The sequence below is a fragment of the Peredibacter sp. HCB2-198 genome (genome assembly GCF_045999315.1).
Classification (GTDB): domain Bacteria; phylum Bdellovibrionota; class Bacteriovoracia; order Bacteriovoracales; family Bacteriovoracaceae; genus Peredibacter.
Genome location: NZ_CP174607.1, coordinates 2176825 through 2190765, shown reverse-complemented (window position 1 = coordinate 2190765; position 13941 = coordinate 2176825). Strand labels below are relative to the sequence as shown.

At 41.7% G+C, this 13941-nt stretch carries 14 protein-coding genes and 1 other RNA gene; 6 read left to right on the top strand and 9 right to left on the bottom strand.

The window, feature by feature from the left end:
• Positions 1-7: 7 nt before the first annotated feature.
• The 4 genes from ACJVC5_RS10830 to ssrA all read right to left on the bottom strand — a co-directional run bounded on the left by ACJVC5_RS10830 (position 8) and on the right by ssrA (position 5077).
• Positions 8-1204 (bottom strand): restriction endonuclease subunit S, encoded by a 1197-nt coding sequence (locus ACJVC5_RS10830; protein ID WP_408095525.1) that lies wholly within the window; start codon positions 1202-1204, stop codon positions 8-10.
• Positions 1197-2936 (bottom strand): type I restriction-modification system subunit M, encoded by a 1740-nt coding sequence (locus ACJVC5_RS10825; RefSeq protein ID WP_408095524.1) that lies wholly within the window; start codon positions 2934-2936, stop codon positions 1197-1199. Before ACJVC5_RS10825 ends, ACJVC5_RS10830 begins: the two co-directional genes overlap by 8 nt.
• Complete coding sequence (locus ACJVC5_RS10820; protein WP_408095523.1) at positions 2933-4045, bottom strand: SIR2 family protein; 1113 nt, start codon at positions 4043-4045, stop codon at positions 2933-2935. Before ACJVC5_RS10820 ends, ACJVC5_RS10825 begins: the two co-directional genes overlap by 4 nt.
• A gap of 664 nt (positions 4046-4709) precedes the next feature.
• Positions 4710-5077: a transfer-messenger RNA gene (ssrA, locus tag ACJVC5_RS10815) on the bottom strand.
• Between the two features lie 110 nt (positions 5078-5187).
• On the opposite strand from ssrA, the gene ACJVC5_RS10810 reads away from it, so the two are divergent.
• Positions 5188-6165, top strand: a complete 978-nt coding sequence (locus tag ACJVC5_RS10810) for an alpha/beta hydrolase family esterase (protein ID WP_408095522.1) — start codon at positions 5188-5190, stop codon at positions 6163-6165.
• On the opposite strand, the gene ACJVC5_RS10805 is transcribed toward ACJVC5_RS10810, so the two are convergent.
• The gene (locus ACJVC5_RS10805) at positions 6146-6949 is read right to left on the bottom strand and encodes a trypsin-like serine peptidase (protein WP_408095521.1); all 804 of its coding nucleotides are present in this window, start codon (positions 6947-6949) and stop codon (positions 6146-6148) included. The genes ACJVC5_RS10810 and ACJVC5_RS10805 overlap by 20 nt on opposite strands.
• 68 nt (positions 6950-7017) lie before the next feature.
• On the opposite strand from ACJVC5_RS10805, the gene ACJVC5_RS10800 reads away from it, so the two are divergent.
• Positions 7018-8943 carry a TonB-dependent receptor plug domain-containing protein gene (locus ACJVC5_RS10800; protein WP_408095520.1) on the top strand — a complete coding sequence of 642 codons (1926 nt, stop codon included), beginning with the start codon at positions 7018-7020 and terminating at the stop codon, positions 8941-8943.
• Here the strand turns inward: ACJVC5_RS10800 and ACJVC5_RS10795 are convergent, their stop codons facing one another.
• Positions 8944-9483 (bottom strand): TetR/AcrR family transcriptional regulator, encoded by a 540-nt coding sequence (locus tag ACJVC5_RS10795; protein WP_408095519.1) that lies wholly within the window; start codon positions 9481-9483, stop codon positions 8944-8946.
• A 91-nt stretch (positions 9484-9574) separates the two neighbouring features.
• Between ACJVC5_RS10795 and ACJVC5_RS10790 the strand changes: the two genes are divergently transcribed.
• From ACJVC5_RS10790 to ACJVC5_RS10775, 4 genes are read left to right on the top strand one after another with little or no spacing between them, the layout of a single operon-like run.
• Entirely contained in the window at positions 9575-10702 is a 1128-nt protein-coding gene (locus tag ACJVC5_RS10790) for an MBL fold metallo-hydrolase (RefSeq protein WP_408095518.1), read from the top strand.
• A 26-nt stretch (positions 10703-10728) separates the two neighbouring features.
• On the top strand, positions 10729-11127 hold the full coding sequence (locus ACJVC5_RS10785) for a hypothetical protein (RefSeq protein WP_408095517.1): 399 nt from the start codon (positions 10729-10731) through the stop codon (positions 11125-11127).
• The gene (locus ACJVC5_RS10780; RefSeq protein ID WP_408095516.1) at positions 11124-11864 is read left to right on the top strand and encodes a hypothetical protein; all 741 of its coding nucleotides are present in this window, start codon (positions 11124-11126) and stop codon (positions 11862-11864) included. The genes ACJVC5_RS10785 and ACJVC5_RS10780 overlap by 4 nt, the downstream gene beginning before the upstream one ends.
• A gap of 34 nt (positions 11865-11898) precedes the next feature.
• Positions 11899-12450, top strand: coding sequence for an alpha-ketoglutarate-dependent dioxygenase AlkB (locus tag ACJVC5_RS10775; RefSeq protein ID WP_408095515.1), 552 nt, complete (start codon positions 11899-11901; stop codon positions 12448-12450).
• Here ACJVC5_RS10775 and ACJVC5_RS10770 read toward each other — a convergent pair.
• From ACJVC5_RS10770 to ACJVC5_RS10760, 3 genes are read right to left on the bottom strand one after another with little or no spacing between them, the layout of a single operon-like run.
• Complete coding sequence (locus ACJVC5_RS10770) at positions 12447-12731, bottom strand: hypothetical protein (protein WP_408095514.1); 285 nt, start codon at positions 12729-12731, stop codon at positions 12447-12449. The two genes, ACJVC5_RS10775 and ACJVC5_RS10770, sit on opposite strands and share 4 nt — an antisense overlap.
• A 9-nt stretch (positions 12732-12740) precedes the next feature.
• Positions 12741-13517: a hypothetical protein gene (locus ACJVC5_RS10765; protein ID WP_408095513.1), complete on the bottom strand. Its 777-nt coding sequence runs from the start codon at positions 13515-13517 to the stop codon at positions 12741-12743.
• The gene (locus ACJVC5_RS10760; RefSeq protein ID WP_408095512.1) at positions 13480-13938 is read right to left on the bottom strand and encodes a phage holin family protein; all 459 of its coding nucleotides are present in this window, start codon (positions 13936-13938) and stop codon (positions 13480-13482) included. Before ACJVC5_RS10760 ends, ACJVC5_RS10765 begins: the two co-directional genes overlap by 38 nt.
• Positions 13939-13941: the final 3 nt, after the last annotated feature.

Below are 13941 nucleotides of genomic sequence, written 5' to 3'. Positions count from 1 at the left end.
TCTCCGTTTAGACTTTCACTTTTACTTTCCCTGTAAGGAGGTCTTGCATTAAACCTTTTTTTATTTTTTTAAGATTACTAAGTTTAATCTTTTTACTTGAAATATTCCTATCAACGCATTGAAGTATTTTTACAATCTCATCCTGCTCATCCTTTGGAGGAAAAGGTATCTTGAACTTAATTAAGTCTGAACCGGGTAAATTCGCAACAGTTCCTTTCCTTATTGATGCTTCAATCTGGCCCTTCATAAGATCAATCCCCATGAGAAATTTAAAAAAATAAGGATTATACTGATCATTTTTAAATCGTAACTTAACCATATAGGCACTTGGGATATAACGATTTTTCTTTTCTTCGAAAACGGAGGTAACTCCACAGTCCGCCGTAGTAACGACTACAACATCTAAGTTATCAAGTTTATGTGTCTCAACTAACTTCTCATCAAGTTTTGCAAGTGGTGCGGTTAAATAATTCAAAATCCCATCACTATCTACATCTGTTCCTCTGATGGTCCTTACATTTCCATTCTCATTATAATCATTAGCATTAAAGCGAGGTCCATAAATGTTTTTACTAATTACATTTGTTACTTGAGTTACTTCCCAACTCTCCGGGATCTTACCAATCGGACTATCCTTAAACTTACTATGTCCTATCCCTTTAGTTAAAAGATCTTGCATCATCCCTTTTTTAAGATTTTTAAGTTGTTCAATTTCAATTTCAGTTAACTCAATGACTTTATCTACTGATGTGAGAATTTCTGCGATTTTCTTTTGTTCATTTTCATTTGCTAATGGAATTTTAAAACCTCTGATTTCTGTTCCACTTATTGCCTCAAAAGTTGAACCTTGGGCCAAAAGCGAAATTTCAGGCTTATGAAAATCTAGTTGATAAAAAAGATATTTAGACTCCACATTTATCGCTCTAATCGCTGCGACTCCTCTGCCGATACAACAATCTTCAGACGCGATATTTAGATCACCAACTGGAGCTCTCACACTCATCAAAATATCATTTGTCTTTGCAACTTTACTAGGCGTTGAACACCAAAAACGTGTTACTGGATTAATAGCTCCAAAATCAGCTTTCCCTTGGTAAAATGGTAAACCATTTCGATTTTGGTTATAAGTCTCAGATGGCGGTGATTGACCTAAGATCACTGTTGCCAAATCTCCAATTGGTAATTCAAGCCATTCATTATTCATACTTTAATTCCTTCAGAAATGAGTTCATCTCCTTCTCAGCCTCAGTACTTTGTAATTCTATCACTCTCAATGGAATTGAATATTTATCCCACCATCTTTCAACTTGTGTAATAATCGCTTGATCAACTTCTCCCATCACCTCACGAATCTTTACTTTTGAATCAATTTCCTTTTTAAAGACGTAATATTCCTTGTCTCTTTCATTAAAAACTGTTGAAATATCAAAACCCTCAATAATGTCTTGAATGTATCCATCTTGAACTTCGTATTTTGGTATTCCACCATGAAGGATAGACTTCACATCAAATATTTCGGGTGGAGCCGATGTATCAGCATAACGACGAATATTTAAATTATAATCGTTCTCTTCAATTTCTTTTTTATCAACGACTCTTGAGTAATGCTTATCTTCGTGTCTATAGAGTCCTTCTGTCTGAAACTCGGTATAATTTTTAACGATGTGTTTAATATCATCTTTTCTTAATTTGTTCTGATTTTTCCCCTCTTGAAATTCAAGATCAGCATTAATAAACAATACTTTATTTTTTCTATTCGCTGGTTTTTTCTTATTAAAAATCATAACTGATGCCGGAATACCTGTTCCAAAAAAAAGGTTTGTTGGAAGTCCGATAACAGCTTCTAGTAAATCATCATTAATTAAACCTTCACGAATTTTTTGTTCTGATGATCCTCTAAAAAGAACTCCATGAGGAAGAACAACTGCACATCGTCCGTTATCATTTAAAGATGCGATCATGTGCTGCACGAAGGCCAATTCCCCATAACTCGCAGGCGGGATACCATACTCAAATCGTTTATAAGAATCATTTTGAGCTTCTTCTAAACCCCACTTATCTAAACTAAATGGAGGATTGGCCACAACTATATCAAATTTCATGAGTTCATCATTTTCAAGATGAATTGGGTTTCTGATAGTATCTCCATTTTCAATCACTGAACGATCAAATCCGTGAAGAAACATATTCATTTTAGCTAATGCCCAAGTTGCTCCTGTGATTTCTTGTCCGTAGATTTGAAAGTCATTAATTCCTTTTTTCGTTAACTGTTCAGCACAACGAATTAAAAGGGAGCCTGAACCACAGGTCGGATCATAAATTCTTGCCCCTTTCTCAGGTTTAACTAGCATAGCAAGAAGCTGAGAAACTTCTGAAGGAGTATAAAACTCACCGGCCTTTTTACCAGCTCCAGCAGCAAAGTTTGCAATCAAAAACTCATAAGCATTTCCAATGACATCCATATCCCCAATATGAGTCTTTCTCATATTTAGTTTTGGGTTATTGAAATCATCTAGAAGATGTTTAAGCCTAGCGTTTCGACTTTGAGTTTTACCGAGATTAGATTCAGAGTTAAAACTTACGTTTCTAAAGACGTTCTCTAACTTTTCTTTATTGGAATTTTCAATCTTCTCAAGAGCAATATCGATGATCTCGCCAATATTCTTTTCTTCTTTTTGCCTATAAATATCCTTAAAATGACAGCCATCTGGTAAAACAAAACTTTCTTTCTCTAGAGCCCTTTTGATTCGAGTCTCATTGCCATCAAACTGTTTACTATAGGCTTCGTATTTCTCTTCATAGGTGTCTGATAGGTATTTGATGAATAACATCGTCAGGATGTAATTCTTGTATTCTCCTGCATCGACAACACCTCGAAACGTGTCACAAGCATCCCATAGGATTTTGTTAATTTCTTCTTGTTTAACTTTATTCATACAGCACCTTTTATTCTCATTTCGATGTATCTAAGTAGTAATTCAACCTTTTCGTATTCACCTTCTGGGTACCAAATGGGAAGTATATTGACGCTAGCCAATCTGTCTTGTCTTTCAACAAGTTTCTCCTCATCATCTGGCTTTTGCAGGAGTGCATAATGATGTGTAATTGAACCATGATCATTCTTGAGTTCCGCAAGGACTTGGATAACTCTATCAACTGTGAGGCTACAACCTATAAAAAATAAGCTCCCGACTTCTGTTGTAGTTTTCAAAAATTTAGCAAGAGGTAAATTGAAATCTATCCCACTATTGCCATATCGAGCATCATACTCATTTTTGGTTAAAACTCGATTTGCAGTACCTTCCATTGTTCCATGAATTTTATAAATTTGGTGTTTCCCTTTCTTGAGATCGTTAATCCAATCTGAGTTTACACCTTCTACAACTCGTACCGTTCCCCCATATGCGGACTCTAAAACTTTATCAAAGTTTGTCGTTATAACTCCATTTGTGAATAGCAATGGAAGAAACGTTACAGGGCCTTGCACTTTTCCATTTAGAGTAAACTTATGTCTATATTTTTCATTAAACTGTATTTCCTGCATTTTCTGCAACAACTGATCAGCGCATTCATCAAACAAACCTGACTCAATCTTTTCCTTTAAATCAGTCACATCCATTCTTTGTTCGCGTCCGAGTTCCATAAGAAAGTTTGACCAGGTTGGCATACCACAATCAACAGTTAAACCCGCTCCAATAAAGGGAATTACTCTTTTACTTTTTATTAATTCGACAAGATCTTGAACTCTTCCAAAATTAGAATTTATTTCCAGTAATTCTTCGAATTGATTTTTCAATTCTTCATCTTTGATCGCTTTCCAATTAGAAAGTGAATCGTCATAGGATTCCTTCTTCAAATAAAATAAAATTTCACTTGGAGAAATTTTGAATCCGTTTATAACGATAACGCCAAATTCTTGAATAAAGTCTTCATCGAATTGTTCATTGAACTCTTTGTTTGTCCCATAAATATGAGAATTCAATTTCGAAGTTAATTCGCAATAACTTTCAATTGCTGCTTCCTCATCAAATAACTCACCATTCATTTTTTACCCATTTAAACTCACTTCACTAGCGCTTACGTTAAGAGGTCGTTTCTTTTAAAACAAAACCATCTTACCATAGAGGCTAGATCTATCTTGTTGAATTCATTTGAATAATTAGATAATGATTATCAATCAATGACAACTAAATACTGGGCCGCTTCAGCTTTGGACGTCCTAATCAAAAATAAGGACCAGCCCTTTAGGTTCTACATCAATTTCAAGGAAGCCGTAGCTTCCTTGAAATTAGCGCATCCAAACGTATATATCTCTGAGTCCTAAATTTTGGTAATGCTTTCTTCCATTCTCTACCTGAGAAATATACCTAGCACTACCTCCAATAGCCTTGGTGATATCTTTAGACCAAATCTCTTTGAAGCCTACAAATTAACCAGAACACCACCTGGGTGCTTATCTGTGAGACATGAAATCCTCTCATCCCCAATCAATAAGGGAGAAAAGTGAAAATCAGTGAGATTGAATGAGGAAAAGCTCAGATGGTAGCGACCGGCGGAATTGAACCGCCGACCCCAGCTTACCATACACTCGCAGCCTCGGGCATCCAGCCCTCATCTTCGAACCTTGTGCCTTCTCATCCAACCTTCTCTTCACTACGACTCAAATAAAAAAGGCCAGCATTGCTGCTAGCCTTTTTTATTCGATTCGTTGGTGGAGGTGGTGGGAATCGAACCCACGTCCGAAAGACCTTCCAGTAGAGAGTCCCACGTGCGTCTTCAGTAAGTTAGTACTGATACTATTTCTGATCTTTACTGAACCAGCAGACAGTCGTTGTTTTTAAGGAGTTTCACGCCAAATCTCCCGGTGATTTATATTTCCGAGGTTTCACCCAACCTCTTTACCAGCTTTTTGTTATCGGTGCTGGCCCCTCAGACGTTAATTAAAACTTAGTTCTAATTAAGCAGCCATTGCGTAATCGTTGCCGATTAACATGTGATCGACTTTTGAAGAGGCCTGTCGATCAACCTCTGCACGCACTCAATCCTTCTAGTCCCCCGTCGAAACCTGGGCACCCCCGGATAAGTAAAATCACTATATCACAACGCAATAGGTCTCACAAGATAAGCCCGAAACAGTTTGCTCAAATTCCTATTGCCTCTATTTTCACTCTCACCGAAGCTATTATTATGAAAATCATAACGACCTTTACCCTACTTTCCCTCTCGATGAACCTTTTTGCTGGACCATTTCGCGACAAAATCCGCGAGCGCTGGCTCAACCGGGAAATGCAAGGTGAGGCCCCAAAACTCACCGAAAACCTTCGTGCCATCAAAGTCGGGGACAAAGATCGCTACTACATCATCAACGTCCCTAAGTCCTACGATAAAACGAAAGCAACTCCACTCCTCCTCGCTCTTCACGGTGGAGGCGGCAATATGGAAATTCAAGCGGCGGATCGCTTTTATAAAGTCCTCTCTAAATCCGAAAAAGAAGGCTTCATCGCCCTCTTCCCTAATGGTTATTCTAAGTTTCCATCAGGGAAGTTCGCCACCTGGAACGCTGGCAACTGCTGCGGAGATGCGAGCGACTTGAACTCAGATGACGTTGGCTTCATCAAGGCCCTCATTCAAGAAGTCTCAGCCAAATACAACATCGACTCAAAACGCATCTACTCCATCGGTATGTCTAACGGAGCGATGATGTCCTATCGCTTGGCCTGCGAACTCTCCGACGTGATCACCGGCATTGGTGCCGTGGCTGGAACTGACAACACCACAACCTGTACTCCCAAGAATCCAGTCTCGGTGATTCACATTCACGCCAAAGACGACACTCACGTGCTCTTTAACGGTGGCGCTGGTGAAGATGCTTTCCAAGACAAAACCAAGGTCACAAATTTCATCTCGGTGCCATCAACGATTGAGAAATGGGTAAAGTTCAATGAATGCAATCCTAAACCTAAACGTGTGCTGGCCTCGAGTGGTGCTTATTGCGATCAGTACTTAGAATGCAAAAACAATGTAAGTGTTAAATTGTGTGTGACTGAGAAAGGTGGTCACTCTTGGCCCGGTGGCATGAAGCCTCGTGGAGTTGGCCCTCGTCCGACTGATGCGATCTCAGCGACAGATACCATCTGGAGTTTCTTCACGGAGCAAGGTCACTAAAATACTTCACCTCAGTCGCAAGCCCAAACTCATTAAGCTGGCGCCTGAACGTGAGATCTAAGCTTGAACTAAAAGTTGCGGTTCCACCCCACACCACTCCCACAACGTCCCCTCGGGTGTTAAGGGCCGGACTACCGGAGTTCCCACTAATGATGGGACAATTCTGCATCACAAGCGATGCTCTCGCACTATCCATCACCTCACACTCAAACTCAGTGATACGCGAATCCGTGAGATTCGGAGGAATAGCATCAAGTCCAGTGTGATCCACCACCCATACATGAATTTCATCCCCTATATCGGCATCATCATGAGAAAGCGGAAAACTCGCTCCCGTATAGGCATCGACTGTTTCAAGAACTGTGTAATCAATCGCTCGGGTTGGATCATTCGGATTCGCCACATCCTGCTCACTTCGAACAATTGAACTACAACGAGTTTTGGTATAACTATTGCCTGTGTAAATTGCGATGTAAGTATTATTGCATTGAGCGGCGGTCGACAGGCAGTGATAGTTGGTCACTAAACGATTAGTTCCAATCATAAAACCCGAGCACACCGCTGATTGGTCTTCATTCTCTGGATTCACAATCAAGAGCCTTACCACTCCATCCGGACATGCTTTACCATTAATAGAAGCACAATCAAAATTCTGATTATCCATGATCTCATTGATCTGCTCGTCCCGGATGGTGGTTTCCCGTCTATTTGATGAAGAACTCTTAGAGCAAGAGATTTGGAAGAGAAGGAAGGATAAAAGGAAGAACAGCGGCTTCACTTTCATGCAGAAAGCCTATTCCAACCTCCTCACTCTAAAAAGACATGTCGCAAACTCTGTGATACAACCGCATTATGAAATCCGCATTAATTATTCTGACACTCTTCTCCTTTGGGGCCATAGCTTCTGATGAATTCACGTTGGGAAAAATTGATGTGGTGGCCCGCAGGTCCGAGATCGGTCAAATGATGTCCTCGCAAGTGGGCTCGGCGGTTAAGCGCGACGACATTCTCAAATACAACCGTAACAATGTGGGCGACGCTTTAGACCTTCTCTCCGGTGTGACCCTTTCAACCAACGCACGAAATGAAAAAATCATTTCAGTTCGTGGTTTTGATTCACGCCAAGTTCCGCTCTTTATTGACGGGATTCCAGTCTACGTTCCTTTTGATGGCTATGTGGATTTTAATCGCTTCACCACCGCAGATCTGGCCTCCATTCAAGTCGCGAAAGGTTTTAGTTCCGTGGCCTATGGCCCGAACACATTAGGGGGAGCGATCAATCTTGTTTCTAAAAGACCAACCAAGGCCCTAGAAGCAGATGCCTCCTTAGGTGGTGGAACTGGAGATGAGTACCGAGGATTCGCGAATGTTGGAACCAATCAAGGAAAATGGTATCTCCAATCTGGAGCTTCTTATATTGATAGCGACTACTTCCCCATTTCAGGTGGAGATCATCGCGACAACTCTTACCGGAAAGACGGCAAGCTCTCAGTGAAACTTGGTCTCACTCCTCGTGAAGGTGATGAGTACGCACTTAGCTACTACATTCAAAATGGTGAGAAAGGCCAGCCACCTTCAGAAGATCCAACGAAAGTGCGCTACTGGCAGTGGCCATATTGGAACAAACAAAGTCTCTACTTTGTTTCCCAAACGGTGCTAACTCAAAAAGAAATTCTGAAAGCGCGTCTTTATCAAGATCAGTTTGATAATAAGATTGTTTCTTATACCGATAACTCCTACACCACCATTAAACCAAGTGGCCCTGGCAGTATTTCGACCGGTAAGAGCGTTTATCATGACCGCACCATCGGTGGTTCACTCTCCCTTGAAACTTACCGCCTGGAAAATCAAACCATCAGTCTCGTGCCGCTGTATAAATTAGATGAGCACCGTGAGTTTGATGCCAATGGAGCAAAGAGCACTTTCTTTAAAGACGAACTTTATTCCTTAGGCGTTGAAGACGACATAAAGCTCAAATCCAATCTCTCCCTGACATTGGGCTACTCTCATCACACTCTAAAACCGAATGAAGTTTATAGTGCAGGAAATCCCTATACTCTTCCTCACGCTCAGTCCGCCAACGATTATCAAGCGGGACTCTTCTTCGATCATACTCAAAGCTCGCAAATTTACGCCACAGCAGCGAAGAAGACTCGTATGCCGACAATGAAAGATCGCTACTCGCAGCGCTTAGGAACTTTCGTTGAAAACCCAGGGCTTTCGGCCGAGCAGTCTCTTAATCTTGAGATCGGTCACAAAGGCCGCACCTTCGGTATGGGACAATCAGAGATCGCCATCTTTTATAGTGACATCACCGACAAGATTCAAACTGTGGTGAATGCAGTGGGACCTCTTTCTCAAATGCAGAACATTGATAAAGTTCGTCTCTATGGAATGGAATTAGGATTTAATAGTGTGCGCGTGAATAAGTTCGAATTTGGTGGGAACTATACCTACACATACGTGAAGAATATCAAGGACCCTGATATCAAGATCATTGATATTCCTCGCCACAAGGCGATTGGAAATGCGACTTATCGTCCGATTCAGAAGCTCGCGATCATTCCTTTCGTGGAATACAACTCTCGTCGCTGGACTTCGAACACCAAAGAGCTTTCAGGTTTCACGATTTATAATTTGAAAGCGAGTTACAACCTTAACCCTCACACCACCCTTGAAGCGGGCGTGAATAATCTCACAGATAAAAGCTACTACCTGGCGGACGGTTTCCCGAGCCCAGGCAGAATGGCCTTCATCAATGCGAACTTTTCGTTGTAATTATTTTCCGAATTTATCGATCAGAACTTCAAGGCGCTTCTTTAACACTGTACAGTTCGGCACGTCTTCTAAAAGACCATCAGAGGCCATCATAAAGACTTCGGCCTCGAACTTATCGCCTAAAATATCGGTCAGGATTTTGTGCTTGGTTTTTTCGAACTTCTCGAAGTTCTTTTCATCCATATCACAGCAAGTATTAAAAAATTCCTGAGACATCGGACAACCCGAGATCTTGCCCCAAGGCTCGACCTTGATGATCTCAAGCATCTTCCAAAGCTTTTCTTTCTTAGAAAGGTCTTTTTGAGCAGCGACCTTTTCGGCCTCTTCCAAACGTCCTTCCATCACGTAATCGAACAGACCTAATAGAAGGTCTTCTTTGTTTTTAAACTTTAAATAGATGAGCGGACGGGAAATCCCCGCCTTCTTAGCGACATCATCCATGGAAGTCTTGGCGTAACCGAAATTTAAAAAGCAGTGAAGAGCGGCATCCAGGATGTCCTTCTTACGTTCTTCAATGTTGATTGTCGTTTTCTTTGCCATGAGGGAATTGTGACATTATTTGTAAAAAGTGTCAACTTACGAGAGCTTAGACAAATTGACAAAATATAGAAATTGTGTCAAAATGTAACCCATGATCCAGTATCTACTTGCTGTATTACTGTTACTTGTTCCTCTACTTGGAGAATGTATGCCTAGTCAGAAGCCTACAAACTATTCGATAGAAGCCGGCGAATTCATGAACCTTCCGGCCAAAGATAATAAAGTCAATAAAATGGGTTTCCTTGAGACTCTCTCTATTATGAAGAAAGTCTTCCTCGAAAAATCGACCCGGGCCCCGAAAACAAAACTCCCGGAAGTTAAACCCGACATGAACGAATTTTTAAAGCCGTCAGATTTTGTGAAGTTTGTGTGGTTTGGCCACTCAACTCTTCTGCTTAATCTGGATGGAAAAATCATCTTGATTGATCCGGTCTTCGGGAAATCAGCTTCTCCTTTTGATTTCCTGGTGACTCGGTTCCAACCACCAGTTCTTAAATTAGAAGAACTGCCTAAAATTGATGCCATCCTTATTTCTCACGATCATTACGATCATTTAGATAAATCAACTGTGAAGTACTTCGCGGACAAAAACGTGGAGTTTATTGTTCCCATTGGTGTGGGCGATCATCTTCTTGAATGGGAAGTGAGGCCCGTGAACATTGTGGAACTCAACTGGGGCGAATCTATTTCTCAAGGTGGGATTAAATTCACTGCCGCTCCCGCTCGCCACTTTTCAGGGCGTGGACTTTTTGATCGCAATAAAACTCTTTGGGCCTCTTGGGTGATCCAAGGGAAACACGATAAAATTTTCTACTCCGGTGACTCTGGTTACGGAGATCACTTTAAAGAAATCGGTAAACGATTCGGGCCATTCGATCTCGCCTTTATAGAAAATGGCCAATACAACGAACGCTGGCCGGATGTTCATATGCAACCCGAAGAATCTCTTCAGGCCATGATTGATGTCGATGCAAAAGCACTTGTCCCAGTTCACTGGGGAATGTTTGATCTTTCTCTTCATCACTGGACTGAACCCATTCATCGCACTTATCAAATTGCGAAAGCATGGGACATTCCGATTTTCACTCCTAAATTGGGTGAAATTGTAGACACTGGCCGCCCACATGAAAACAAACCATGGTGGGAACCACTTCCAACAATTAATCAGGCCCAGGACCAAAAGCTTGGCATGAAACTAGTTCCGGAGCTCGCGAAATGAAAGCTTTTGTCCTGTCGCTACTAATAATGAGTTTACCAGTCCTCGCTAAAAGCGATCTCCCTACTGGACTCTTTCAGGTAGACTCTTCCCAATCAAAGATCACCTTGCTCGATCAAAATCAGGAAACTTCCGGTTTTATCGACATCAAAGAAAATTTCAGGGACTCTGCCTTAAAGGTAGAGTCTCCTGATACCTCTTTTGAAAGCACTGAGATCTATGGTGATCCCGCTGAATTTAAAATTAAAGGAAATCTCACTCACAAAGGAAATACTCGTCTCGTGATTCTTCGCGGACGTTCTTTTTCTATGTCAGACAAGGTCGCCTGGAGACTTTTCGATGATTCTCTTCTCATCAGAATCATTGCGGAAAGACCAAGTGCTCGCACGATGGCGATTCAGAAAGAGGTTCAACAAATCATCCAATGAAAACAAAATTATTGGTTGTTATTTTCATGCTGATCATTAGTTTCTTTGCCAAGGCAGAGAAAACTTATCGGCGCGACCATGACGTTTGTCGATATAAGGGTGAATTGATTGATATCGACTTGAAGACTTCTGAGCAGTACTCGGTTTCAGAAGATGACGAGTATGGCGAAATCGTTTTCCTTAAACATAAAGACAAACTTACTCGAGTCGATCTGCGCGACATGGGCATGGGCCGCTATCGCATGCTGAAGCTCTACAATGACTACTGTCCCAAACTTCTGGCGATTCCCACCAAGGACGATGAGATCGCCTTCTTTTTTATGAAGGACAATCGTCCCTTCACGGATCTTTTGATGGTGTTCTTCTACAACACCAAGACCAATGAATCAGAGTTGGTCTCTACTTACATGCCGGTGAAAGGCGCTCTTTCAAAAGACAAAAAAATTTACTTCAAAACCTCGAAGAACGTTGAAGTGAAATATGGAACGACCACCATCAATGGACAAAAGTATAATTATATGGAACGCCCCCTAGAGCCGTGGGTCTCATTTGATGGGAAAAACTTTAAGCTCGATTTAGATCTCTCAAGAGAGAAGTTTGAGTATAAAGATCTTTTAAAGAAGGCCCATTGGTCCACCGTAACTGACTACAAAAATGCCACCATCTCCATTGCCGTAAATCCTACTCTCAAAAAACAGTGCATTTCTCTTAATCAAAGCGAATGGGTCTGTAATTAGAATTCATCCTGCATTTCATGTATAATAACCTGTTATGCAAAAACAACTCTCGTTTTTAGAAAATTCACAACCAAAAGGTCTTCACTACTTCCCTGAATTTATCTCTGTCGAGGAAGAGAAGAAGCTCATCACTTTCCTTCAATCTCTTGATTGGAAGAACATCCACATGCATGGAGTAATCGCAAAGAGGAAAGTGGTGCATTTCGGGATGGATTATTACTATGATTCTCGGACCTTTTCACCGACCACCCCGGCTCCCAAAGAACTTCATTTTTTAATTAAACGGGCAGCTGACAAATTAAAGATCGACCCTGGAGAGATCAAAGAAATTCTTATCTCATACTATCCAGTAGGCGCGCCCATTGGTTGGCATCGAGATGCACCTATGTTCGAATCGGTTTTTGGAGTATCTCTCTTAAATCCTTGTACGATGAAATTCAGAAGTGATTCTGGAAACTACAAAATGGAACTTGCGCCTCGTTCTGGTTACATCTTGGAAGGTGAGGCCCGCTGGAAATGGCAGCACCATATTCCAGCGGTAAAAATTGAACGTTACTCTATTACGATGAGAACCATGAAAAGCTAGTCACGATCTCTTTGATCGTTAATCTTAACTGGTTTTCCTACGGTGGTTCCCGCTCCGGTACCAGTTCCCATTCCGCCTCCAAGGTTGGGCGCTCCTCCCATGCTTTCTCCTTTCTTACGGACTTCTTGCTTCTCTTTCTTGGTCGAAGGACCCAAAGTCCCATCCGCATGACCTTCCATATAGGAAGGGCCAGAGCTCGCGGGATTTTCACTGGGTGCAGCTTTACCTTGGGCATATACATTTGATGTGAGCATGACTAACACCATAAGTAAGAGTTTCATTTTTACACCTCATCTAAAAAGATCAAACTTAAAGTCGGTCATTCCACCAATCACTTCATTCTTAAGAATGTTCACTGATTGGTTAAGAGCATTTTGAAGCTCATTAGCAAACTTCGACATTTTATCTGAGCTGGCCGAATCCACCGCCCGGATTTCTTTTTCAGAGAGTGGCAGCCCGGCCCCTGTAATGGTTCCGAGTCCCGCACCTAAGGCGAGATAAATCATAGGATCCAAATCACGAGCAAAGTCCAATGCCTCACGACCTTTTTCTTTGACTCTATCAATGGCCTCATCTGTTTTACTTGCCGTGAACTCATCTATGGTGAATTCAGATTTTGCTCCCTCTTTAGTTCTTGCAATGGAGGCCTTAAGCTCGTCTTTCTTGGCCTTGAGCTGGTCTTTCTTATGGGCCAACTTCTCTTTGGCCTCATTCACAGTTTCTGAAACTCTCGCCCCCACTTGAGAGGTGGTTTCACTGACCTTTTCCCGCATGACAGTCGCCTGTTCGCGGGCAAGGCTTTCAAACGAACGATGCTGTTCATCTTCCATCAAAAGAAGGGTTCCTAAAGTTAGAAAGGTTGTTCCAATAGGATTGGCCCGTAAATGCGCAAAGGTCTCACCGGGGTCCCTCTTGCTTCGATAGAAAATGGCATCATCAATGACTTGCCCCGGAGTCAATCTCTGCTTAATCTCCCGGAAGTCATCCTTTACCTTCTCGATGTCATTCAGAACTTGGTTCTTAAGCTCTTCAGTGGACTTCGTGTTGTCTGGTTGATTTGTATTCATTGACTCGCTCCTTGAGTGTTGATTTGATTTCGCCCATGGTCTCCAAAGAATGCTCTGGTACAAAATTTCGACCAGAGAGTTTTTTCTTCGCTCCCGAGTACATAATTCCTCCCACGCAAAGGAGAACCAGAGTCACGATAAGTGCCGAGGCCCATAGAGGCATCACAAGATCCAAGGCAATGATGGCAGTTGCGACTGCCGCAAAGATCCCTACAAAGAGAAGCGATCCACCAATTGCCATGGTAATTGCGGCGCCCTTGGCCTCATCAATCTTCTCTCGAACTTCTTGTCGAATGAGAAGGCTTTGTCTCTCATAGAGATGAGACAAATCATCGTAAAGATGGTCCAGTACTTCTCTCCAAGACTCCCTGGTCTCAACTTGAAAATTGTTGTTCCGATAGTTCTCAATATTTCCTTCCATAAA